Source organism: Cellulomonas denverensis (genome assembly GCF_012396125.1).
Lineage (GTDB): Bacteria > Actinomycetota > Actinomycetes > Actinomycetales > Cellulomonadaceae > Cellulomonas > Cellulomonas denverensis.
Window position 1 is genome coordinate 315046 of the sequence record NZ_JAAXOX010000003.1, and the last position, 21669, is coordinate 336714.

The following is a 21669-nucleotide window of genomic DNA, read 5'->3' on the forward strand; positions in this document are numbered from 1 at the left end:
GCTCGGGGAGCCCGGCCGGCTCGGGCGGGCCGGCCGGGGACGACCCTCCCGGTCAGTCCAGCCGGGCCAGCAGCCCGGTCACCACGGCGGCCGACCGCTCGGCGGCGTCGTCGACGTGGGTGAGGAAGTCGTCCGCCCCCGCCGGGCCACAGAGGTCGGAGATCCCGCGCACCGCGAGGAACGGCACGCCGTACACGTGCGCCACCTGCGCCAGGGCGGTGGTCTCCATGTCCGTGGACAGTCCGGCCGGGAACTGCTCGCGCACCGGCCCGACCAGCGTGGCGTCGACGAACTGGTCGCCGGAGAGCATCAGCCCGGCCCGCAGCGTGAGGTCGCCGGCGTCGGCGGCCAGCGCGGCGCGGCGCAGCTCCGGGTCGCCGGTGTAGACCGCGGGCATCCCGGGCACCTGCCCGAGCGCGTAGCCGAAGGCCCGGGCGTCCGCACCGGTGTACAGGTGCTCGGTGCCGACCACGACCTCGCCGACGTGCACCCCGGCCTGCACCCCACCGGCGGATCCGGCGGAGATCAGCGCGGCCGGCTGGCCACCGGCGGCACTGACCAGGACCAGGGCGGCGGAGGCGGCCGAGGCGGCGTTGGCCAGCCCGATCCCGCCGCGGACCAGCAGCACCGGTCGCCCGGCCAGCTCGATCTCGTGGTGCTCGGCGCCGCCGACGGTCACCGGGTCGGCGATGTGGTCGGCGCGCTCCAGGAACGGTGCGGCCTCGTCCGGCATGGCGACGGCGATCACCGCGCGCACGTGCGTCAGGCTCATGCGGTGACCTGGCTCCACTCGGCGCGGTGCGCCAGGAAGGTCGCGGCGGCCTCCTGGGCGCCGGTCAGGGTGTGGTTCGCGCCCCAGCCGCACTGCACCTCGTTCGCGGCGGGCACCTCGGTGGCCTCGGTGATGTCCTGGAGGGTCGCGGCGACCAGCTCCTGCACCTCCTCGTCGGCCCACTCACCCTGCAGGATCAGGTAGAACCCGGTCTGGCAGCCCATCGGGGAGAAGTCGATCACCCGGTCGGAGTGGTTGCGGGAGTGCTCGGCGAACATGTGCTCCAGCGAGTGCACCACCGGCATCTCCAGGTGGGCCTTGTTCGGCTGGGCGAAGCGCACGTCGAACTTGCTGATCACGTCACCGGCCGGCAGCACCTTCTTGTCCGCCAGCCGGATGTACGGCGCGACGACGGTGCGGTGATCCAGGTTGAAGGACTCGACGTTCATGCGGGGCTGGTTCACGGTGGGGGTTCCTCTGCTCGGGGCCGGACCCGCGGGTCCGCCGGTGTGCCGATCCATTGTGCAGCGCGAACCGGCCGGGCGGCATTCCCGTCCGGTCCGAGAGCTGGACCCGCCAGGGCCCGGGCTCAGGCGCGCAGGCGTCCGGCGGCTGAGGCTCGCGGGCGCCGGGCACCGGGCGGCTGGGGCTCCCGGGCAGCCGTCAGCTCAGGCGAACCGGGCCGCCCGCCGCGGCCGGGGCCGGTCCCGCCCACCGCGTCGTTCGGTCAGCTCCAGCAGCCGGACCACCCGTCCCCGGTGCGGCGCCCAGGGTGCCAGGGCGTCCAGCACCTCCTCCTGCGCCACCCGGCGGCCCAGTGCGGCACCCACCAACCGGGGCAGGTGCAGGTCGCCCACCGACACCGCGTCCGCGTCGCCGAGCACCCGGCGGCAGACCTCGGCGGCGGTCCACACCCCGATCCCGGGCAGCACGCACAACCGGCGGGTTAGCTCCGCGGTCGAACCGAGGGCGACCGCCTGTTCCAGCTTGCCGGCCACCGAGGCGGCCCGGCGGACGGCCCCGGTCCGGGCGTCGTCCACCCCGGCCCGCCGCCAGTCCCAGACCGGCACCTCCCGCCAGCCCGCGGCATCCGGCGGCACCCGCAACCAGGCCGGGGCGGGTCCCGGCGCGGGGGAGCCGTGCCGCCGGACCAGGAACCGCCAGGCGGTGTGCGCGTCGACGGTGAGCACCCGCTGCTCCAGCACGGCCGGGACCAGCGCGCCGAACAGGTCCCCGCTGCGGGTCATCCGCAGTCCGGACATCGCACGCGCCGCCCGGTGCAGGCCGAGGTGCCCGGCGGGGTCGAACCGGCGGGGGTCGTCATGGTCGCCGAGCAGCCCGGGCAGCCCGTCCAGCAGCCGCGCCGCACCCGGGCCCCAGGCGGTGCCGGTGACCTCGGCGGCGGAACCGGCCAGGTGCAGGGTGGCCGGGCCGTCCGGGGTGCGCACCGCCCACCACGCCGACCCGTCCGGCTCGAAGCCCAGGGCAGGGTCGCCGGGTCCGCGCTTGAGGGACAGCAGGGTCAGCCGGAGGTCCAGCGGCCCGTCCGGGCGGTGGGTGCGGGTCAGGGGCACGGCGCCAGGATGCACGACGGGACCGACAGCCCGGACATCGCGCAGGTCAGGCGGCGCGGGCGGCCAGGTTCTCGTCCACCCAGGCCAGCATCCGGTCCAGGTACAGCTCCCGGGGCCGATCCGCGGACAGCGTGAGGTCGTGGATCCCGCCCGGCACCCGCAGTTCGGTGACGTCCGGCCCGAGCCGGGGGATCCGGGCCCAGATCTGCCGCACGTCCAGCACGGTGTCCTGCGCGTCCAGCAGCGGGTTGTCCAACCGGTTCGGCCCGGACTCGGCGGCGGTGGCGGCCAGCACCGGTGCCTCGATGCCCAGCCCCCGGGCCAGCCGGGCCTGCCCGCGCCGCACCGCCCGCAGCCAGCCCGCGCGCACCGGGAAGCCGTCCGGTGGTTTGAGCCGCAGGTCGTAGTCCCAGCGCCCGCCGTGGTCCCGGTGCAGGTGGTAGGAGTACGCCGACGGCCCGTCCGCCAGCACCCGGTCCGGGTCCAGCGGCCCCAGGGTGTCCAGCACCCAGGTGGAGACCACCCGCTGGAACCACCGGGCGTTGAGGTCGAACCACGGGCTGTTCAGCACCAGCGCGTCCACCGCCTCCCGGCCCGCCGGGCTGGCCGCCCACAGCGCCGCGGTCAGCCCGCCGGTGGAGTGCGCGTGCAGCACCAGCCGATCGTGGCCCAGCGCGCGCAGCCACCGGGCGGCCAGCGCCAGGTCCACCCGGTACTCGGCCAGGTCGGCCACCACGTGCGGCAGCTGTCCCTCGCGCCAGGACCGCCCACACCGGCGCAGGTCGAGTGCGTAGAACGCCAGCCCGGCCTCCGCCGCCGCCCGGCCCAGGTGCCGCTGGAAGAAGTAGTCGTTGAACCCGTGCACGTGCAGCATCGTCGGTCCCGGCGGTTGCTCGCCGTGCCGGACCAGGGTGGCGACCAGCTCCGGGTCGGCTACCGACACCGGCAGCGTGGCCTGTTGCCAGCCGTCGCCGAGCGGGTCCGGTCGCCAGTCGAGCCCGGTCATGCGCCCACCCGCGGCCGCACCGCCAGCAGTAGCCCGCCCCCGATTGCGATCACCAGCACGATGCCCAGGATGCCCCACCGCTGGCTGCCGGACACCCCGACCGCCACCGAGAACGCCAGCGGCGACAGGAACGCGGCCGCCCGCCCGGTGGTGGCGTACAGGCCGAACATCGCGCTCTCCCGCCCGGCCGGGGTGACCCGCAGCAGCAGGCTCCGGCTCGCCGACTGCGCCGGCCCGACGAACAGGCACAGCAGCAGCCCGCAGACCCAGAATGCCGACTGCCCGGCATCGGCGAGCGCGAAGGTCGCGATCCCGGTGACCACCAGGCCGGCCAGCGCCGCCAGCACGATCCGCCGCGACCCGAGCACGTCGTCCCACCGCCCGCAGGCCAGGGTGGAGATCCCGGCGACCACATTCGCCGCCACCGCGAACACCAGCACCCCCGACGCGCTGAACCCGAAGGTGCCGGAGGCGATCACCGCCCCGAAGGTGAACACCCCGGTCAGCCCGTCCCGGTACACCGCACTGGCCAGCAGGAAGCCGACCGTCCCGCGCAGCCCGCCGGCCTGGCGCCACAGCTCGCGCAGATCCGCCCACACCCGGCGGTAGCTGTCGATCAGCCCGACCCGGGGCGTCCCGGCGACCACCGCCGGCTCCGGCACCGCGACCAGCACCGGCACCGCGAACACCCCGAACCACACCGCCGACGCCAGCACCGCCGCCCGGATGTTCGCGCCGCCCTCGGCCGTCACCCCGAACCAGCCGACCTCCGGCTGCACGAACCCGACCAGCAGCACCGCCAGCAGCACGATCCCGCCCAGGTACCCGGCGCCCCAGCCCAGTCCGCTGACCCGGCCCACCGTGGCGGGCGTGGACACCGAGGACAGCAGCGCGTTGTAGTGCACCGAGGCCAACTCGAAGGTCACCGTGCCGACCGCGAGCAGGGCGATCCCGGCCAGCAGATTCGCGGTCAGGGCGTCCGGGTCCGGCACGATCAGCGCCATCGCCGCGCAGGCCAGCACGGTCAGCCCGGTGTGCCAGGCCAGTGCCCGCCGCCGGTGCCCGGTGCCGTCCGCACGGCGGCCCAGTGCCGGGGCGAGCACCGCCACCAGCACCCCGGCGGCGGTCAGCCCCCAGCCCAGCCAGGACGAGTGCCGGGCCAGCGTCCGGTCCAGCGCGTCGCCGGACAGCCCCGGTGCGGCGAAGGCGTCGCTGGTCAGCCACCGGGTGAACACGAAGGTCGTGACCACCGCGTTGAAGGCCGCCGATCCCCAGTCCCAGGCCGCCCAGGCGAGCACCCGGCGGCGCGGGATGGTGGGGGAGCCGGCGAGGGTCGCAGTGGAGGCCACGGCCATGGTGTACCGCCTTCGTCCGACCGCCCGGTGAACACAGGGTGGACCCCGGGTGCGGTTGCTGGGCCAGGCCGCTCTGCCTAGCGTCGGCGATCATGGCAGGGGACATCCGGGTCGGCATCTCCGGCTGGCGCTATGCCCCCTGGCGGGGCGACTTCTACCCGCGCGGCCTGCCACAGCGCGCCGAACTCGCCTACGCCGCCGAGCGGATGACCGCGATCGAGATCAACGGCTCGTTCTACGCCCTGCAGCGGCCGGCCTCCTACCGGCAGTGGGCGAGCCAGGTGCCGCCCGGGTTCCGGTTCAGCGTCAAGGGCCCGCGGTTCATCACCCACATGAAGAAGCTGGCCGACGCCCGCACGCCACTGGCCAACTTCTTCGCCTCCGGGGTGCTGGCCCTCGGCCCGGCACTCGGCCCGGTGCTCTGGCAGCTGCCGCCCACCCTCGGCTTCGACCCGGACCGGTTGCGCGCCTTCGCCGCCGACCTGCCGCGCAGCACGATCGAGGCGGCCACCCTGGCCCGGGAGCACGACCAGCGACTGGACGGCGAGGGCCGCGCCTGGACCGAGACCGACGCCGACCGGCCGATCCAGCACGTGCTGGAGGTCCGGCACGACAGCTTCCGCGCGCCGCAGTTCCCGGCCCTGCTGCGCGAGCTCGGCATCGGGCTGGTGGTCGCCGACACCGCCGGTCGCTGGCCCTACCTGGAGGACGTCACCGCCGACCTGGTCTACGTCCGGCTGCACGGCGACAGCGAGCTGTACGTCTCCGGCTACGACGACCCGGCCCTGGACCGCTGGGCGCAGCGGCTGCGGACCTGGGCCGCCGGTGGCGAACCACCCGACGCGCACCGGCTCGGTGGCCCGGCGGAGGTCCGGGAGCGGGACGTGTGGGTGTTCTTCGACAACGACACCAAGGTGCGGGCGCCCAAGGACGCGATGGGGTTGATCGACCGGGTGGGCCGCTAGCGCTCGCGGCCGCGCAGCCGGTCGATCTCCCGCCGTTCCCGCTTGGTCGGCCGCCCCGCACCACGGTCGCGCTGGGCCGCGACCGCGACGTGCTCCTTCGGCGGGGGCGGCGGGGTGTCGTCCCGGTAGCACTGCACCGCGACCGCCGCGCCCACCCGGCGCTCGATCACCGCCCGGACCACCACGATCCGCTCCGGTCCGTCGCCCCGGACCCGCACCTCGTCGCCGGCCTTGATACTGGTGGCGGGCTTGGCGCGCTCGCCGTTCACCTTCACGTGCCCGGCCCGGCAGGCGGTCGCCGCGGCGGCCCGGGTCTTGGTCAGCCGCACCGCCCACACCCACCGGTCCACCCGGGTGCTGGCCGGTCCGGGCGGGGGAGTGGGCTGGCTCATCGCACCTGCTGGGTCGCCTCGGCCAGCAGCGCCGCCGCGTCGTGTCCGCCCGCACCCGCACCGTTCGCCGCCGCCTGTTCCACCCGGCGCAGCAGCAGCGCGTTCACCGGCGTCGCCGCCCCGTGCAGCCGGCCGAGCAGCACGATCTCCCCGTTCAGCCAGGTCGCCTCCACCGATCCCGCGCCGCGCTGCAACGACTGCCAGGTCGACCCGCCACCGCGCGACTGGCCGGGCAGGTCCACCAGCCGGTACCCCTCCCGCGCCGCCGCCTGCTCGTCCTCGCCGGTCCAGGTGATCCCGGCCGCGACCAGCACCCGCTCCGCCTCGTCCACCGCGGCGTTCAGCAGTTCCCGGGCGGTGTCGTTGCCGCGCAGCGGGCCGCACAGCGCCTCCACCGCATTGCCCAGATTCGACAGCAGCTTGGCGTACTTCCAGGCCAGCACGTCCGGCACCACCGGCGCCCGGAACCCCGCCGCCACCAGGTCCTGCGACACGGTCGCCAGATCGGCATCCGGGTCGTCGGTGACCGGCACCGTGCCGAGCGTCAGCACCCCGGCCACCGGCGCCCCCGCCGCGGACACCCGGCCCGGCTCCAGGAAGGTCGCCGGCAGCCACACGCACATCCCGGCGACCCGGTCGAACCGGCGCAGCGCGGTCCGCTCGTTGTCCACCCCGTTCTGCGCCAGCACCAGCAGCAGTTCCTGCGCCGCCGTGCGCCCCGGGTCGCCGTCCACCGGCCGGTCCGCCCACGCCGCCAGCGTCGCCGCGGTGTCCTGGCTCTTGACCGCCAGCACCAGCACGTCCCCGGTGCGCAGCTCCACGTCCTGCGGCCCGCCCGCGACCGGTGCGCGCAGCACCCGCGCGCCCTCCGGTGTCGTCAGGTGCAGGCCGTCGTCCCGCATCGCGGCCAGGTGGGCGCCCCGGGCGACCAGGACCACCTCCCGCCCCGCCTCGTGCAGCAGTCCGCCGATGGTCCCGCCGACCGCGCCGGCCCCGATGATCACGTATCGCACGCAGGTCACCGTGCCACAGTGGGGGCACTCAGGACAGTGGCGCGTCCATCGCGATCGCCGATGAGGTCCTACCGTGGCCCCATGACTACTTCCCCCTCCCTGGTCGCCATCACCGGCGGCCGTGTCGTGCCCGTGTCCGCCCCGGTGATCGAGGGCGGCACCGTCCTGATCCGGGACGGCAGGATCGAGGCGGTCGGCGCCGACGTCGACGTGCCCGCGGATGCCGCCGTGGTGGACGCCACCGGCAGGTGGGTGCTGCCGGGGTTCATCGAGGCGCACGGCCACGTCGGGATCGACGAGGAAGGGCTGGGCTGGGCCGGCGACGACACCAATGAGATGACCGGGCCGAACATGGCCGGGGTGCGGGCGCTGGACGCGATCAACATCGAGGACGAGGGCTTCCGGGACGCGCTGTCCGGCGGGATCACCTCGGTGGTGGTGAAGCCGGGGTCCGGCAACCCGATCGGCGGCCGGACGGTGGCGATCAAGACCTGGGGCGGCCGCACGGTCGACGAGCAGGTCATCTCCACCGAGGTGAGCGTGAAGGCCGCGCTGGGCGAGAACCCGAAGCGGGTCTACGGCGAGAAGAAGCAGACCCCGTCCACCCGGCTCGGCGTGGCGTACATCATCCGGCAGGCGTTCACCGAGGCGCAGCACTACCGGGCGGCCAAGGCGGCGGCGGAGGCCAAGGGCGAGCCGTTCAAGGCCGATCTGACCCTGGACACCCTGGCCCGGGTGCTGGACGGCGAGCTGGTCTGGGACCAGCACACCCACCGGCACGACGACATCGCCACCGCGATCCGGCTGTCCGAGGAGTTCGGCTACAAGCTCGTGGTCAACCACGGCACCGAGGGGCACAAGATCGCCGACGTGCTGGCCGAGAAGGACATCCCGGTGATCTACGGGCCGACCTTCACCTCCCGGTCCAAGGTCGAGCTGAAGGACCGGGCGGTGACCAACCTGGTGGACATGGTCCGGGCCGGGGTCCGGGTCGCGATCACCACCGATCACCCGGTGGTGCCGATCAACTTCCTGGTGCACCAGGCGACGCTGGCGGTGAAGGACGGCCTGGCGCCGGAGGTGGCGATCGAGGCGCTGACGGTGAACCCGGCGTCGTTCCTGGGGCTCGATGACCGGATCGGCGCGCTGGAGCCGGGCCGGGACGGTGACGTGGTGATCTGGTCCACCGACCCGCTGGACGTGCACGCCCGCGCCGAGCGGGTGCTGATCGAGGGCCGGACGGTGTTCACCTGGTCGCCGGAGGACGGCGCCCGCACCGTGGAGCGCTCGGAGCGCTTCGCCCGGTGAGCCGGTGCCGGGCGGTGCCGGTACGCCGGTGCCGCCCGGTTTCACGGCCGACTCCCAGGAAAGACCCAGTGCACCTTCGGGTCGGCGTTCTCTACTGAGTGCTGTCGGCGCCACCGTGGCGCCGGTTCCGCAGGAGGTAGTCACCATGGAGCAGCAGCAGCACCCGGGCCGGCAGGACGGGACGGGTCCGGTGCCGGCCACCGTCGTCACCGAGCCGGCGCGTCCCCGCCGTCGCCGCACCGCCGTGGCCCTGTTCGCCTCCGGTGTGCTCTCGCTCGGCCTGATCGGCGGGGGCGTGGGGCTGGGCCTGGCGCTCGACCACGACGACACCGGGCTGGCGGTCGCGCCCTCGCAGTCCGAGGACTCCACCGCCCAGGGCCAGCTGCCGGGCTCCGGCGGCTACGGCTCCTTCGGCCAGTTGCCCGGCGGCGGGAGCAGCCAGCAGCAGGCGCCGGACTCGTCGGCGGGCACCGGCTCGCTGGACGCGACCGAGGCCACCGCGGAGCAGTCGCAGGGGGTCGTCCTGATCAACACCGTGCTCGGCTACGCCTCCGCCGAGGCGGCCGGCTCCGGGGTGATCCTGACCTCCGACGGCCTGGTGCTGACCAACAACCACGTGATCGAGGGCGCCACCGAGATCACGGTGACCGACCCGTCCACCGGGCAGGCCTACACCGCCCGGGTGGTGGGCACCGACGCGACCTCCGACGTCGCGGTGCTCCAGCTGGAGGGCGCCTCCGGGCTGACCACCGCCACGGTGGACGACGACGGCGACCCGGCGGTGGGCGACACGGTCACCGCGGTGGGCAACTCCGAGGGCGGCGGCACGCTGATGGCGGCCAGTGGCCCGGTCACCGCGCTGGGCGAGTCGATCACCACCCAGTCCGAGGGGGTGTCCGAGGGGGAGTCGCTGAGCAACCTGATCGCGGTGAACGCCGACGTGGTCTCCGGCGACTCCGGCGGGGCGCTGCTGGACGACGAGGGCGAACTGGTCGGCATCACCACCGCGGCCTCCTCCGGGTCGTCCGACATCACCGGCTACGCGATCCCGATCCAGGACGCCCTGAGTGTGGCGAAGCAGATCGTCTCCGGCGAGGAGGCCGACGGCATCACCCTCGGCTACCCCGCGTTCCTGGGTGTGCAGCTGTCCAGCAGCAGCACCGGCCTGCCCGGCTCGACCGGCACCGGCGCGGTGATCGGCGGTGTCATCGACGGCACCCCGGCCGCGGAGGCGGGTCTGGCCGCCGGCGACACGATCACCGCGGTGGACGGCACGGCGGTGAGCTCGGGCGACGACCTGAGCGCCGCGCTGGCCGAGTACGCCCCCGGCGACCAGGTGACGCTGACCTGGACCACCGCCGCCGGGCAGTCGCAGACCGCGACCGTCACCCTGATCGAGGGTCCCGCCGACTGAGCCGGACCCGCAGTGACCCCCGGGGTGGGGGAGGTGGCCGAGGGCCCCGCACCGACCAGGTGCGGGGCCCTCGGTGGTGTCGCTGCCGAATCGTTCCGATCCGTCTGTACATCGATGTAGAACTAGGGCACAGTGGAGTCGTCGGCACCCGCCGGTCCCGCCCCGCACCGCCGCGGCGTGGCTCCCGGACGGTCCGCCACGACCATCGCCACCGCCGGACCCCGCACCGGGCACCCGGCACTCCACGGAAGGACCCCGCGTGTCCGCACCCACCGCACGTCTCACCGTCGACCCCGCCCTGATCGTCTCGCCGGTCCGTCCGCGCACCTTCGGCTCCTTCGTCGAGCACCTCGGCCGGTGCGTGTACACCGGCATCCACGACCCGGCCCACCCCTCCGCGGACGCCGACGGGTTCCGCCAGGACGTGATCGACCTGGTCCGGGAGATGGGCGTCACCGCGGTCCGCTACCCGGGCGGCAACTTCGTCTCCGGCTACCGGTGGGAGGACGGGGTCGGCCCGAAGGAGGACCGTCCCGCCCGCCTCGACCTGGCCTGGCACTCGCTGGAGCCCAACCAGGTCGGCACCGACGAGTTCATGCGCTGGGCCGCCAAGGCCGGCGTCGAGCCGATGATGGCGGTCAACCTCGGCACCCGCGGCGTGCTGGAGGCGGTCGACCTGCTCGACTACTGCAACGGCACCGCCCCGACCGCCCTGGCCGACCAGCGCCGCGCCAACGGGGGCGAGCAGCCGTACAACGTGCGGATGTGGTGCCTCGGGAACGAGATGGACGGCCCCTGGCAGACCGGGCACAAGACCGCGCACGAGTACGGCCGGATCGCCGCGGAGGCCGCCCGCGCGATGCGCCAGGTCGACCCGGACCTGGAGCTGGTCGCCTGTGGCTCCTCCGGCCCGCTGATGGACACCTTCGGCGAGTGGGAGCGCCAGGTGCTCACCGAGTGCTACGACCAGGTCGACTACATCTCGATCCACCGCTACTACGAGGAGACCGACGGCGACCTGGCCAGCTTCCTCGGCTCGGCGGCCGACATGGACGCCTTCATCGACGACGTGGTCGCCACCGCGGACTCGGTGCGCGCCGCCTTGAAGAAGGAGAAGCGGATCCAGCTGTCCTTCGACGAGTGGAACGTCTGGTACGCCTCCCGCGCCGAGTCGATCGTGCCCTCCGGTGACGACTGGCCGGTCGCCCCGACCCTGCTGGAGGACAAGTACAACGCCGCCGACGCGGTGGTGGTCGCCAACCTGCTGATCAGCCTGCTCCGGCACAGCGACCGGGTGCACGCCGCCTGCCAGGCCCAGCTGGTCAACGTGATCGCGCCGATCATGACCGAGCCGGGTGGCCGGGTCTGGAAGCAGACGATCTTCCACCCGTTCGCCCAGATCGCCGCGCTGGCCAAGGGCGACGTGCTGGACATCCGCCCGCAGTCGGTCACCTTCCCGACCAAGCAGCACGGCGACGTCACCGCGGTCGACGCGGTCGCCACCTGGGACGAGGCGGCCGGCACCGGGTCGGTACTGGTGGTCAACCGGCACCCGGAGCAGGCGAGCGAGCTCAGCGTCGACCTGTCCCGGTTCGGCGACGTGCGGATCACCGCCGCCACCACGCTGCACGCCGACGACCCCTACGCCCGCAACAGCGCCGATGACCCTGACCGCGTGGTGCCGGTCGGCCGGGACGACGTGAAGCTGGTCGACGGCGTGGTGTCGCTCGAGCTGCCCGCGGTGTCCTTCTCCACCATCGCGTTCAGCCGCTGACCCCGGCCGGACAGCCGAAGGGCCCGACCATCCGGTCGGGCCCTTCGTTCGTGCTGCAGGTGATCAGCCGCGCAGCTCCAGGTACCGGGCGATCAGCGCGCGGGTGGACGGGTCCTGCCCGGCCAGCGCATCGGTGTCGCCCTCGACCGCCGGGGCGATCTCCAGCGCCAGCTTCTTGCCGAGCTCGACGCCCCACTGGTCGAAGGAATCGATGCCCCAGACGACGCCCTGCACGAAGGTGATGTGCTCGTACAGCGCGATCAGCTGGCCGAGCACCGACGGGGTCAGCGCCGGGGCCAGGATCGACGTGGTCGGGCGGTTGCCGGAGAACACCCGCGCCGGGACGATCTCCTCCGCGGTGCCCTCGGCGCGCACCTCGTCGGCGGTCTTGCCGAAGGCGAGTGCCTTGGTCTGGGCGAAGTAGTTCGCCAGGAACAGCGCGTGCACGTCGGTGTCGCCGTCCTTCAGCGGGTGCGCCGGGTTGGCGACCGCGATGAAGTCGGCCGGGATCAGCCGGGTGCCCTGGTGGATCAGCTGGTAGAAGGCGTGCTGGCCGTTGGTGCCGGGCTCGCCCCAGAACACCTCGCCGGTCTCGGTGGTGACGGGGCTGCCGTCCCAGCGGACCGACTTACCGTTCGACTCCATGGTCAGCTGCTGCAGGTACGCCGGGAAGCGGTGCAGGTACTGGGCGTAGGGCAGCACCGCGTGGGTGTGCGCGTCCAGGAAGTTGACGTACCAGACGTTCAGCAGGCCCATCAGCACCGGCACGTTCTGCGCGAACGGCGTCGTGCGCACGTGCTCGTCCACCGCGTGGAAGCCGGCCAGGAAGTCCGCGAAGCCCTCCGGCCCGATCGCGATCGCCAGCGAGGTGCCGATCGCCGAGTCCACCGAGTACCGGCCGCCGACCCAGTCCCAGAACCCGAACGCGTTCTCCGGGTCGATGCCGAAGGCCGCCACCTTGTCCAGCGCCGTGGACACCGCGACGAAGTGCTTCGCCACCGCGCCGGTCCGGGCCTGCTCGGTGTCCTCGATCGCCCCGGCCGCGATCAGCTCGCGCCACAGCCAGTCCCGGGCCAGCCGGGCGTTGGTCAGCGTCTCCAGGGTGCCGAAGGTCTTGGACGCGACGATGAACAGCGTGGTCGCCGGGTCCAGGTCCTTGGTCTTCTCGGCGATGTCGGTCGGGTCGATGTTCGACACGAACCGCAGCTCCAGGCCGTCCTGCACGTAGGGCTTGAGCGCCTCGTAGGCCATCACCGGGCCGAGGTCCGACCCGCCGATCCCGATGTTCACCACCGTGGCCACCCGCTCGCCGGTGACGCCGGTCCACTGACCGGAGCGCACCTGCTCGGCGAAGGCGTACACCTTGGCCAGCACCGCCTGCACGTCCGCGTCCACGTGCTGCCCGTCGACCACCAGCTCCGGGGACGCACCGGCCGGGCGGCGCAGCGCCGTGTGCAGCACCGCGCGGTCCTCGGTCACGTTGATGTGCTCACCGGCAAACATCGCGGCCAGCCGCCCGGACAGGTCCACCTCGTCCGCGAGCCGGGTCAGCAGCTCCAGCGTCTCGTCGGTGATCAGGTTCTTGGACAGGTCGACGTGCAGGTCACCGACCTGCCGGCTCAGCCGCGTCGCCCGCTCCGGGTCCGCGTCGAACCACGCGCGCAGGTCCGGGGTCAGCCCGTCGCGGTGCGCGGTCAGGGCGGTCCACGCGCCGGTGGCGGTCGCGTCGATGGGTGTGCTCACAGTTGTCCCTCTCGAGTGCACAGTGCGTCGGGGACCACCGTAGTCGTGCGCCGGGCCGCCGCACCCAGGACCCGGAGGGCGCCCGGTTGCCGCCGGTGGGGCGCGGCGCGAGAGGGTGGGGGCGTGGACGCGATGCTGCTGTGCTGCGGGCTGGTGACGCTGGACGTGACCCAGGTGGTCGAGGCGGTGCCCAGGCCGGACCAGAAGGTGGTGGCCGACCACCTGGACGTGACCTTCGGCGGCCCGGCCGCGAACGCCGCCGCCACCGCGGTCGCCCTCGGGGTACCGGCCCGGCTGGTCACGGCGATCGGCACCGGCCCGGTCGCCGACCTGATCCGGTCCGGGCTGCGGGAGTCCGGCGTCGAGGTGGTGGACCTGGCCGCCGGCAGCGACGCACACCCGCCGGTGTCCACCGTGCTGGTCACCCGGGCCACCGGCCAGCGCGCGGTCGCCTCGGTGAACGCGATCGGCATGCCGGTGCTCGGCGGGCCCGGCCCGGAGGTGGTCGACGGCGTGACCGCGGTGCTGGTGGACGGCCATCACCTGGGCGCCGCGCTGCCGGTCGCGGCCGAGGCCCGGCGCCGGGGCATCCCGGTCGCGCTGGACGGCGGGTCGTGGAAGCCGGGGCTCGGGGAGTTGCTGGGGCAGGTCGACCATGCGGTGCTGTCCGCCGACTTCGCACTGCCGGACCCTGGCGGCCTCGATGCCGCCGCGTCCGGCGAGGTGCCCGACCTGCTCGCCCGGCTCCTGGCCGGCTGGCCGCTGCGTTCGGTGGCCCGCTCGGCCGGGGCGGGTCCGGTGGAGCTGCGCGAGCGTGGGGGAGCGCCGGTGCTGCTGCCAGTCGAGCCGGTGACGGAGGTCGTCGACACCCTCGGTGCGGGCGATGTGCTGCACGGGGCGCTCGCGGCCGAGCTGGCCCGGGGGAGCGGGATCGAGGCGGCCCTGCGCGCCGGGATCGCCGTGGCCTCCCGGTCGGTGCGCTACGCCGGGGCGCGGGGGTGGATCGGCCGCTGAACGACCCCGGCCACCGACCCGCCAGGGGGCTTCCGTCGAGCCGCCAGAGGCCTTCGCTGAGCCGCCAGGGGTCCCTCCGCCGACCCGCCGCGGAAGCCGTCGGCACCCGTTCCGACGTGCACTGCACGCCCTGAATCGCCGATCTCACCGATCTCGCCACGCCGCTTCGCGCCACCCCTCCCGCCAGGGCGCACCCCTCTGACCTGCGCCAACGCGCCGCCGCCTGCGCCAGTCGGGCGATATGTCGCCCAGGTGAACGCTCGGTCACGACTCGGTCACGGTTCGCCGAACCCCTTGCGTCCGAGTTTGTAAGGAAGCTTCACTAACAAACATGACCACAGCGACGCGGTCGGCCGGCCGCCCTGCTCCTCGGGGAGTCGGGCGGACCATGCGACCCACCGGCAAGCTCCTCCCGGAGCACGGCCGCGCGCACAACCGGTCCATGGTGCTGCAGCACCTGTTCCACAGCGGCCCGTCCTCCCGGGCGGACCTGGCCCGCAGCACCGGACTGACCCGGGTCACCATCTCCGACCTGGTCTCGGTGCTGATCTCCGAGGGCCTGGTCGCCGAACTCGGCATCCGCCCCGAGGGCAAGGTCGGCAAGCCCGCCACGCTGGTCGGGATGCGCACCGAGGACTTCCACGTGGTGGCGGTGGACCTGTCCGACGACGCGAAGCTGCGCGGCGCGGTGATGACCCTGACCGGCAGCGTGGTGGCCCGCCGCTCGGCCTCGCTGGACGGCCGCACCGGTGCCGACGCGGTGACCGTGCTCGAGGAGCTGTGCGCCGACCTGCTGGACGCCGCCTCGGCCCGCCCGGTGATCGGGATCGGCATCGGCTCGCCGGGTGTGATCGATCCCAAGGGCACCGTGATCTCCGCGCCGAACCGCGCCTGGTACGACCTGCCGCTGGCCGCCGACCTGACCGCGACCCTGGGCGTGCCGGTGTACGTGGCGAACGACGCCAACACCCACGCGCTCGGCGAGTACACCTACGGCGGCGCGGCCGGCGACGGCCTGATGGTGATCACCGTCGGCCAGGGCGTCGGCGCCGGGATCGTGCTGGACGGTGTGCTGGTCCGCGGGCCGCACAACGCCGCGGGGGAGATCGGCCACGTGACCGTGGTCGACGACCGCGACCTGCGCGCCGGTGACGCCGAGCCGCTGGCCTGCGCCTGCGGCCGGCACGGTTGCCTGGAGACGCTGCTCTCCCTGCCCGCCCTGCGCCGTGCCACGGCCGGCCGCGGGCCCGAGGATTCCGACGCCGTCCTGGCGTCGGTGGGACGGAAGCTGGGCATCGCCCTGGCCCCCGTCGTCAGTGCCCTCAACCTCTCCGAGGTCCTGCTCTCCGGACCCCCGGAGCTGCTGGACGGACCTCTGCGGGAGGCGGCACTGACCACCGTCCGGAACCGGACCATGCCCCTGATCGGGGATGACCTGGTGATCCGGACGGGCTCCCTGGACGAGGACGGAGCGCTCTCCGGCGCCGCTGCCCTGGTCCTGAACGGCCAGCTCGGGGTGACGTGACCACCCCGAGCCGGCCTGCAGTGCTGGTTTCAACCCGGCGACGCCAACCGGCGCTCGCCTCGCATCTGGGAGGAACACCAACGTGAAGATCGTACGTATGGCGGCCGTCGGTGCGGCGGCGGCGCTCGCGCTGACCGCTTGCTCGTCCGGTGGATCCGGTGGCGGCGACAGCACCTCGAGTGGCGACGGCGCCACCGTCAAGGTGTGGCTGGTCGGCTCCGACACGCCCGATGAGGCCCGTGACTACCTCAAGACCACCTTCGAGGAGCAGAACCCGGGCTCCGAGCTGGTGATCGAGGAGCAGCAGTGGGACGGCCTGGTGGACAAGCTGTCCCAGGCGATGACCGACCCGAAGACCTCGCCGCAGATCGTCGAGGTCGGCAACACCCAGTCGACCACCTTCACCTCGGCCGGCGCGTTCATGCCGCTGGACGACAAGTACGAGGAGCTCGGCGGCGACGACCTGCTCTCCGGCTTCGTGGAGATCGGCACCTTCGACGACACCCTGTACGCGGTGCCGTACTACGCCGGTTCCCGCCTGGTCTTCTACTCGAAGTCCGCCTACGAGGCCGCGGGCGTCGACGTCCCGACCACGCTGGACGAGTACATCGAGGACGGCAAGACCCTCAAGGCCGCGAACGCCGACACCCCGAACTACTCGGGCATCTGGTACCCCGGTCAGGACTGGCGCAACGGCCTGCCCTTCATCTGGTCCGAGGGCGGCGAGCTCGCGGTCGAGGAGGACGGCCAGTGGGTCGGGGCGATCAACACCCCGGAGGCGGTCGCCGGCCTGGAGAAGGTCCAGGACATCATGCTGAACGCGAACGGCGCTGCGCCCGACGCCAAGGAGACCGACCCGCAGATCCCGTGGTGCGCCGGTGAGACCGCGACCCTGTCCGCCCCGGGCTGGGTGTGGGGTTCGCTGCTGAACGCCGACAACGGCGGTTGCCCGGACACCGAGGGTGACATCGGCGTCTACGCCCTGCCGGGTGACAGCGAGGGTGAGACCGCCCCGGTGTTCCTGGGTGGCTCGAACATCGCCATCCCGGCGCAGGCCGCCAACCAGGACCTGGCCTACAAGGCGATGCAGATCATGCTCTCCGACGAGTACCAGACCATCCTGGCCCACAACGGCCTGACCCCGGCGAAGGTCTCGCTGGCCTCCGAGATGCTGAACAGCGAGTCGACCCCGCCGGCCGTCGCCGAGGCTGCCGCCAAGGCCGCCGAGAACGTCAAGCTGACCCCGGTCGCCCCGGGCTGGTCGAACGTCGAGTCCGACCTGATCATGGAGACCCTGTTCACCGAGATCGCCCAGGGCAAGGACGTCCAGACCGCGGCCGACGCCGCGAACGACAAGATCACGGACGCACTGAACCGCTGATCTCCGCAGGTCCGTGGGGCCGTCGCACTCCGGCGGCCCCACGGACCTCCCCGGCGGTGCCCTGCGCCGCCCGCTCCTTCGCACCTGACGTCCCGAGGACTGCCCATGTCTGTCTCCACCGCGCCCCCGGCACCGCCCCGGGCCCCCCGGCGCAAGCGCCGCGAGACCCGCGACCGCGGGGTCTCCTGGTCCGCGCTCGCCCTGCTCATCCCCGCCGTGGTCGTCCTCGGCGTGTTCGTCGGCTACCCGCTGGTGCGGATGCTGACCTTCTCCTTCCAGGACTTCTCCCGGCAGAACAACCTGTTCTCCGGCAAGGCCCCCAACTGGGTCGGCATCGACCAGTACCGGAAGGTGCTGACCGACGGTGAGTTCTGGGCGCTGATGGGGCGCTCCTTTGCCCTGATGATCGTGCTGGTCACCCTGACCATGACGCTCGGCATGCTGATCGCCCTGCTGATGAACCGGCTGGGCAAGTGGATGAAGCTGCTGGTCAGCGTCGGCCTGCTGCTCGCCTGGGCAATGCCCGCCCTGACCAGCACGGTGATCTTCCAGTGGATGTTCGACACCTCCTACGGCGTCGTGAACTACGTGCTGACCCAGATCGGCCTCGACTTCGACCGGTACGCCTGGCTGAGCCAGCCGCTGACCTTCTTCATGGTCGTGGTCTTCCTGGTGACCTGGCAGTCGGTTCCCTTCGTGGCCTTCACCCTGTTCGCCGCCCTGACCCAGGTGCCCGGCGAGGTTCTGGAGGCCGCCGAGTTGGACGGTGCCGGCCGGGTGCAGCGGTTCCGCCAGGTGATCGTGCCGTTCATCAGGCCGGTGATCGCGGTGGTGCTGATGCTGCAAGTGATCTGGGACCTGCGGGTGTTCACCCAGGTCTACGCGCTGCGGCAGTCCTCCGCGGCCGCCAACACCGACGTGATCGGGACCTACATCTACCGCTACGGCGTGGCGCAGGGGAACTACTCCGAGGCGAGCGCGATCGCGGTGATCTTCGCGCTGATCATGCTCGGCCTGGCCTTCTTCTACATCCGCTCGCTGCTTCGGAACGAGGACGTGTGATGAGCACCGTCGACACCACCGCGCCGCTCGGCACCCGCGAGTCCACCGCCACCGATGCCGGCGCCGCCCGCAAGGCCGGGCGCACCAACCGCAACGCCCGCGCCCGCCGGGACCGCCCGGGCTGGTTCCTGACCGTCTGCGCGGTCGTGGTCTTCGCCTTCTCGGTGTTCCCGGTCTACTGGATGGTCAACAGTTCCTTCCTGCCGACCAACCGGATCCGGAGCACCACGCCGACCTTCTTCCCGGTCGACGGCACGTTCGAGAACTACCGGAAGATCTTCGCCGGGGAGACCAACTACCTGTTCACCCCGGCACTGCGGGTCAGCCTGACCGTGGTGGTCGTGGTGCTGGTCTTCGCGCTGCTGTTCGGCTTCCTCGCCGCGCTGGCCGCCACTCGGTTCCGCTGGCGGGGCCGCAAGATGTTCATTGTCACGATCCTGGCGATCCAGATGATCCCGGGCGAGGCGATGATCATCTCGCTGTATTCGATGCTGCGGGACTGGAACCTGCTGGACCAGATCTTCGGCCTGATCCTGCTCTACACCGCCTCGGTGCTGCCGTTCACGATCTGGACGCTGCGCGGCTTCGTCGCCGGGGTGCCGGCCGAGCTGGAGGAGGCCGCGCAGATCGACGGCTGCTCCAAGATCGGCGCGTTCATCCGGGTGACGTTCCCGCTGGTGGCGCCCGGTCTGATCTCCACCGGGGTGTTCGCTTTCATCCAGGCCTGGAATGAGTTTGTGCTGGCCCTGGTGGTCATGGAAGGTAACAAGACGCTGCCGATCTGGCTGCGCGCCCTGCAGGAAGCGACCAAGGGCACCGACTGGGGAACGGTGATGGCCGGGTCGACGCTGATCTCGATCCCGATCGTCATCTTCTTCCTCTTCGTCCAGGGCCGGATGACCTCGGGCATGGTGTCCGGGGCGGTGAAGGGCTGAGCGTGCGCAGCGATGACACCGGGTGGTCGGTGGGCCTGGACATCGGCGGGACCAAGACCCTCGCCGTGCTCCTGGACCCCACCGGCACCCCGGGCGACCAGGTCCGGCTGTCCACCGAGCGCGGCGCGCAGGCCGTCGTCGACACCGCTGCGTGTGCCGCCGCCGACCTGCTGACCCGCGCGGGCCTCGGCGGGGACGACCTGGCCGGGATCGGCATCGGCCTGCCCGGCATCGTCGATCCGGCCACCGGACAGGTGGAGCACGCGGTCAACCTCGGCATCGACTCCGGCGTCCCGCTGGCCGACCGGGTGGCCGAGGCGCTGACCCACCGGCTGAACGGACACGGCGGCACCCGCCCGGTGCGGGTCCGGCTGGAGAACGACCTGAACGCCGCAGCGCTGGGCGCCGCCCACCTGCGCGGGGAGGACGACGGGGACCTCGCGTTCCTGGCGCTGGGCACCGGCCTGGCCGCCGGATTGGTGCTGAACGGGCGGCTGCACCGTGGGGTCGGCGGCGCGGCGGGGGAGATCGGTCACCTGGTGTACATGCCCGGTGGCCGGCCCTGCCCGTGCGGTCAGCGGGGTTGCCTGGAGCAGTACGCCTCCGGGTCCGCGCTGAGCGCCGCCTGGCCGGGGCCCGGCGACCGCCCGGCACCGGTCGCACTGTTCGAGGCGGCGGCAGCCGGGGACCCGGCCGCGCTGGCGATCCGGGACGAGTTCGCCGAGGCGGTGGCAGCCGCGGTGCGGGTGCTGCTGCTGACCACCGACGTCGCCCACGTGGTGATCGGCGGCGGGGTGAGCGAGTTGGGGGCTCCCTTGCTGCAGGTCGTCCATGACAGGCTGGAGCTGTCGGCCCGGGAGTCCCCCTTCCTGGCGTCGATGCGAATGGCGGAGCGGGTCGATCTCGCCCCGCATGGTGTACCGGTGGGTGCGGTCGGCGCTGCACTGGTCGGACGGAAGGAGCCCTGATGGAGGTCATCATCGCCCCCGCGCCCCAGTTGGCGCGGCTCGCGGCCGATGCGGTGGAGCGGGTGGTCCGCCCCGGTGAGGTGAACGGTCACCGCCCGGTGATCGGACTGGCCACCGGGTCGAGTCCGTTGGCGGTGTACGACGAGCTGGTGCGGCGGCACACCGAGGAGGGCCTGTCCTTCGCCGGGGTGACCGCGTTCATGCTCGACGAGTACGTCGGGCTGCCCGCCGACCACCCGGAGCGGTACCGGAACGTGATCGAGAAGGAGATCGCCTCCCGGATCGACATCGACCCGGCGGACGTGCACGGGCCGGACGGCCTGGCCGAGGACATCCCGGCCGCCTGCGCCGCCTACGAGCAGGCGATCCTGGACGCAGGCGGGGTGGACGTGCAGATCCTCGGGATCGGCACCGACGGGCACATCGCCTTCAACGAGCCCGGCTCCTCGCTGGCCTCCCGCACCCGGATCAAGACCCTGACCCGCCAGACCCGGGAGGACAACGCCCGGTTCTTCGGTGGCGACATCGACCAGGTGCCCCAGCACTGCCTCACCCAGGGCCTGGCGACCATCATGTCCGCCCGGCACCTGGTGCTGCTGGCCACCGGCAAGGGCAAGGCCGAGGCGGTGCACCAGCTCACCGAGGGCCCGGTCAGCGCCATGTGGCCCGCCACGATCCTGCAGCACCACCCGCACGTGACGGTGCTGGTCGACGACGCCGCGGCCGGCCGCCTGCAGCTGGCCAGCTACTACCGCGAGGCGTTCAGCGGCAAGCCGGCCTGGCAGAACTGACCCGGCCCGCGAGCCCCGTCGCCCTCCGGGCGGCGGGGCTCCGTCGTGTCCGGCGCGGTCCGTCCGCCCGCGCGACCCGCTCACCCGCGTGCCCATGCTGTGCCCCAGCCGGCTCCGCCCGCCCCGTCCGCGCGCCCACGCCCGCGAGTTCGTGACTCCCGCGTCGACTTCGTCAACCCCGCTACCGCACTCGGCCCCGGAGGACCGAACTGGGCGCCCGGCCCGCCCGGGTTCCGTCTGCCCGCCCGGGTTCCGTCTGCCCACCCGGCCCACCCGGCCCGCCGGGTTCGGTCTGCCCGCCCGGCCCGCCTGGCTCCCGGCCGCCCGCCAACCGGCTCGCCCGTGTCCCCGGTGCCCGCGAGTTCGTGACTCCCGCGTCGACTTCGTCGCCCCCGCTACCGCACTCGGCCCCGGAGGCCGAACTGGGCGCCCGGCTCGCCCGGCTTCCGTCTGCGCGCCCGGGTTCCGTCTGCCCGCCACCCGGCTCGCCCGCGCCCGCCCACGCCGCCCGCCCACGCCCGCGAGTTCGTGACTCCCGCGTCGACTTCGCCGACCCCGGTACCGCACTCGGCCCTGGAGGACCGCACTCGGCGCCCGGCTCGCCCGGGTTCCGTCTGCCCGCCCGGCCCGCCTGGCTCCCGGCCGCCCGCCACCCGGCTCGCCCGTGTCCCAGGTGC

Annotated in this window: 19 protein-coding genes; 11 read left to right on the forward strand and 8 right to left on the reverse strand. The window is 73.3% G+C overall.

What is annotated here, in order from left to right:
* Positions 1–52: 52 nt before the first annotated feature.
* The 5 genes from mtnN to HGA03_RS08275 all read right to left on the reverse strand — a co-directional run bounded on the left by mtnN (position 53) and on the right by HGA03_RS08275 (position 4707).
* Entirely contained in the window at positions 53–772 is a 720-nt protein-coding gene (gene mtnN / locus HGA03_RS08255; RefSeq protein WP_168629772.1) for a 5'-methylthioadenosine/S-adenosylhomocysteine nucleosidase, read from the reverse strand.
* On the reverse strand, positions 769–1221 hold the full coding sequence (locus HGA03_RS08260) for an S-ribosylhomocysteine lyase (RefSeq protein ID WP_168629968.1): 453 nt from the start codon (positions 1219–1221) through the stop codon (positions 769–771). The genes mtnN and HGA03_RS08260 overlap by 4 nt, the downstream gene beginning before the upstream one ends.
* Positions 1222–1440: 219 nt before the next feature.
* Positions 1441–2346 (reverse strand): DNA-3-methyladenine glycosylase family protein, encoded by a 906-nt coding sequence (locus HGA03_RS08265; protein WP_168629773.1) that lies wholly within the window; start codon positions 2344–2346, stop codon positions 1441–1443.
* A 46-nt stretch (positions 2347–2392) separates the two neighbouring features.
* Complete coding sequence (locus HGA03_RS08270; RefSeq protein WP_168629774.1) at positions 2393–3352, reverse strand: alpha/beta hydrolase; 960 nt, start codon at positions 3350–3352, stop codon at positions 2393–2395.
* Positions 3349–4707: an MFS transporter gene (locus HGA03_RS08275; protein WP_168629775.1), complete on the reverse strand. Its 1359-nt coding sequence runs from the start codon at positions 4705–4707 to the stop codon at positions 3349–3351. The genes HGA03_RS08270 and HGA03_RS08275 overlap by 4 nt, the downstream gene beginning before the upstream one ends.
* A gap of 92 nt (positions 4708–4799) precedes the next feature.
* On the opposite strand from HGA03_RS08275, the gene HGA03_RS08280 reads away from it, so the two are divergent.
* Positions 4800–5672 carry a DUF72 domain-containing protein gene (locus tag HGA03_RS08280; protein ID WP_168629776.1) on the forward strand — a complete coding sequence of 291 codons (873 nt, stop codon included), beginning with the start codon at positions 4800–4802 and terminating at the stop codon, positions 5670–5672.
* Here the strand turns inward: HGA03_RS08280 and HGA03_RS08285 are convergent.
* Complete coding sequence (locus HGA03_RS08285) at positions 5669–6064, reverse strand: RNA-binding S4 domain-containing protein (RefSeq protein WP_168629777.1); 396 nt, start codon at positions 6062–6064, stop codon at positions 5669–5671. The genes HGA03_RS08280 and HGA03_RS08285 overlap by 4 nt on opposite strands.
* Positions 6061–7086: a ketopantoate reductase family protein gene (locus HGA03_RS19570; protein ID WP_239073493.1), complete on the reverse strand. Its 1026-nt coding sequence runs from the start codon at positions 7084–7086 to the stop codon at positions 6061–6063. Before HGA03_RS19570 ends, HGA03_RS08285 begins: the two co-directional genes overlap by 4 nt.
* A gap of 72 nt (positions 7087–7158) precedes the next feature.
* Here HGA03_RS19570 and HGA03_RS08295 point away from each other — a divergent pair, with 72 nt between their 5' ends.
* From HGA03_RS08295 to arfA, 3 genes are all read left to right on the forward strand, one after another.
* Positions 7159–8385: an amidohydrolase gene (locus HGA03_RS08295; RefSeq protein ID WP_168629778.1), complete on the forward strand. Its 1227-nt coding sequence runs from the start codon at positions 7159–7161 to the stop codon at positions 8383–8385.
* A gap of 145 nt (positions 8386–8530) precedes the next feature.
* A complete protein-coding gene (locus HGA03_RS08300; RefSeq protein WP_168629779.1) occupies positions 8531–9799 on the forward strand; it encodes a S1C family serine protease in 1269 nt (422 codons plus the stop codon).
* 259 nt (positions 9800–10058) lie between these two features.
* On the forward strand, positions 10059–11573 hold the full coding sequence (arfA, locus tag HGA03_RS08305) for an arabinosylfuranosidase ArfA (protein ID WP_168629780.1): 1515 nt from the start codon (positions 10059–10061) through the stop codon (positions 11571–11573).
* 63 nt (positions 11574–11636) lie between these two features.
* On the opposite strand, the gene pgi is transcribed toward arfA, so the two are convergent.
* A complete protein-coding gene (gene pgi / locus HGA03_RS08310; RefSeq protein WP_168629781.1) occupies positions 11637–13316 on the reverse strand; it encodes a glucose-6-phosphate isomerase in 1680 nt (559 codons plus the stop codon).
* Between the two features lie 132 nt (positions 13317–13448).
* Here pgi and HGA03_RS19325 point away from each other — a divergent pair, with 132 nt between their 5' ends.
* From HGA03_RS19325 to nagB, 7 genes are all read left to right on the forward strand, one after another.
* A complete protein-coding gene (locus HGA03_RS19325; RefSeq protein ID WP_210732361.1) occupies positions 13449–14330 on the forward strand; it encodes a PfkB family carbohydrate kinase in 882 nt (293 codons plus the stop codon).
* Between the two features lie 331 nt (positions 14331–14661).
* The gene (locus tag HGA03_RS08320) at positions 14662–15855 is read left to right on the forward strand and encodes an ROK family transcriptional regulator (RefSeq protein WP_168629783.1); all 1194 of its coding nucleotides are present in this window, start codon (positions 14662–14664) and stop codon (positions 15853–15855) included.
* A gap of 82 nt (positions 15856–15937) precedes the next feature.
* Positions 15938–17236: an extracellular solute-binding protein gene (locus HGA03_RS08325; RefSeq protein ID WP_239073492.1), complete on the forward strand. Its 1299-nt coding sequence runs from the start codon at positions 15938–15940 to the stop codon at positions 17234–17236.
* A gap of 105 nt (positions 17237–17341) precedes the next feature.
* Positions 17342–18298, forward strand: coding sequence for a carbohydrate ABC transporter permease (locus HGA03_RS08330; RefSeq protein ID WP_168629784.1), 957 nt, complete (start codon positions 17342–17344; stop codon positions 18296–18298).
* Positions 18298–19233 carry a carbohydrate ABC transporter permease gene (locus HGA03_RS08335; RefSeq protein ID WP_168629785.1) on the forward strand — a complete coding sequence of 312 codons (936 nt, stop codon included), beginning with the start codon at positions 18298–18300 and terminating at the stop codon, positions 19231–19233. The genes HGA03_RS08330 and HGA03_RS08335 overlap by 1 nt, the downstream gene beginning before the upstream one ends.
* A gap of 2 nt (positions 19234–19235) precedes the next feature.
* Complete coding sequence (locus HGA03_RS08340; protein WP_308439738.1) at positions 19236–20201, forward strand: ROK family protein; 966 nt, start codon at positions 19236–19238, stop codon at positions 20199–20201.
* Positions 20201–20992: a glucosamine-6-phosphate deaminase gene (gene nagB, locus HGA03_RS08345; protein WP_168629786.1), complete on the forward strand. Its 792-nt coding sequence runs from the start codon at positions 20201–20203 to the stop codon at positions 20990–20992. Before HGA03_RS08340 ends, nagB begins: the two co-directional genes overlap by 1 nt.
* Positions 20993–21669 lie beyond the last annotated feature (677 nt).

Coding starts and splice junctions, on each gene's coding strand:
- HGA03_RS08320 (WP_168629783.1), top strand. CDS start 14,662: ATGACCACAGCGACGCGGTCGGCCGGCCGCCCTGCTCCTCGGGGAGTC.
- HGA03_RS08330 (WP_168629784.1), top strand. CDS start 17,342: ATGTCTGTCTCCACCGCGCCCCCGGCACCGCCCCGGGCCCCCCGGCGC.
- mtnN (WP_168629772.1), bottom strand. CDS start 772: ATGAGCCTGACGCACGTGCGCGCGGTGATCGCCGTCGCCATGCCGGAC.
- HGA03_RS19325 (WP_210732361.1), top strand. CDS start 13,449: ATGCTGCTGTGCTGCGGGCTGGTGACGCTGGACGTGACCCAGGTGGTC.
- HGA03_RS08285 (WP_168629777.1), bottom strand. CDS start 6,064: ATGAGCCAGCCCACTCCCCCGCCCGGACCGGCCAGCACCCGGGTGGAC.
- HGA03_RS08270 (WP_168629774.1), bottom strand. CDS start 3,352: ATGACCGGGCTCGACTGGCGACCGGACCCGCTCGGCGACGGCTGGCAA.
- HGA03_RS08260 (WP_168629968.1), bottom strand. CDS start 1,221: ATGAACGTCGAGTCCTTCAACCTGGATCACCGCACCGTCGTCGCGCCG.
- nagB (WP_168629786.1), top strand. CDS start 20,201: ATGGAGGTCATCATCGCCCCCGCGCCCCAGTTGGCGCGGCTCGCGGCC.
- HGA03_RS08335 (WP_168629785.1), top strand. CDS start 18,298: ATGAGCACCGTCGACACCACCGCGCCGCTCGGCACCCGCGAGTCCACC.
- HGA03_RS08275 (WP_168629775.1), bottom strand. CDS start 4,707: ATGGCCGTGGCCTCCACTGCGACCCTCGCCGGCTCCCCCACCATCCCG.
- HGA03_RS08280 (WP_168629776.1), top strand. CDS start 4,800: ATGGCAGGGGACATCCGGGTCGGCATCTCCGGCTGGCGCTATGCCCCC.
- HGA03_RS08300 (WP_168629779.1), top strand. CDS start 8,531: ATGGAGCAGCAGCAGCACCCGGGCCGGCAGGACGGGACGGGTCCGGTG.
- HGA03_RS08295 (WP_168629778.1), top strand. CDS start 7,159: ATGACTACTTCCCCCTCCCTGGTCGCCATCACCGGCGGCCGTGTCGTG.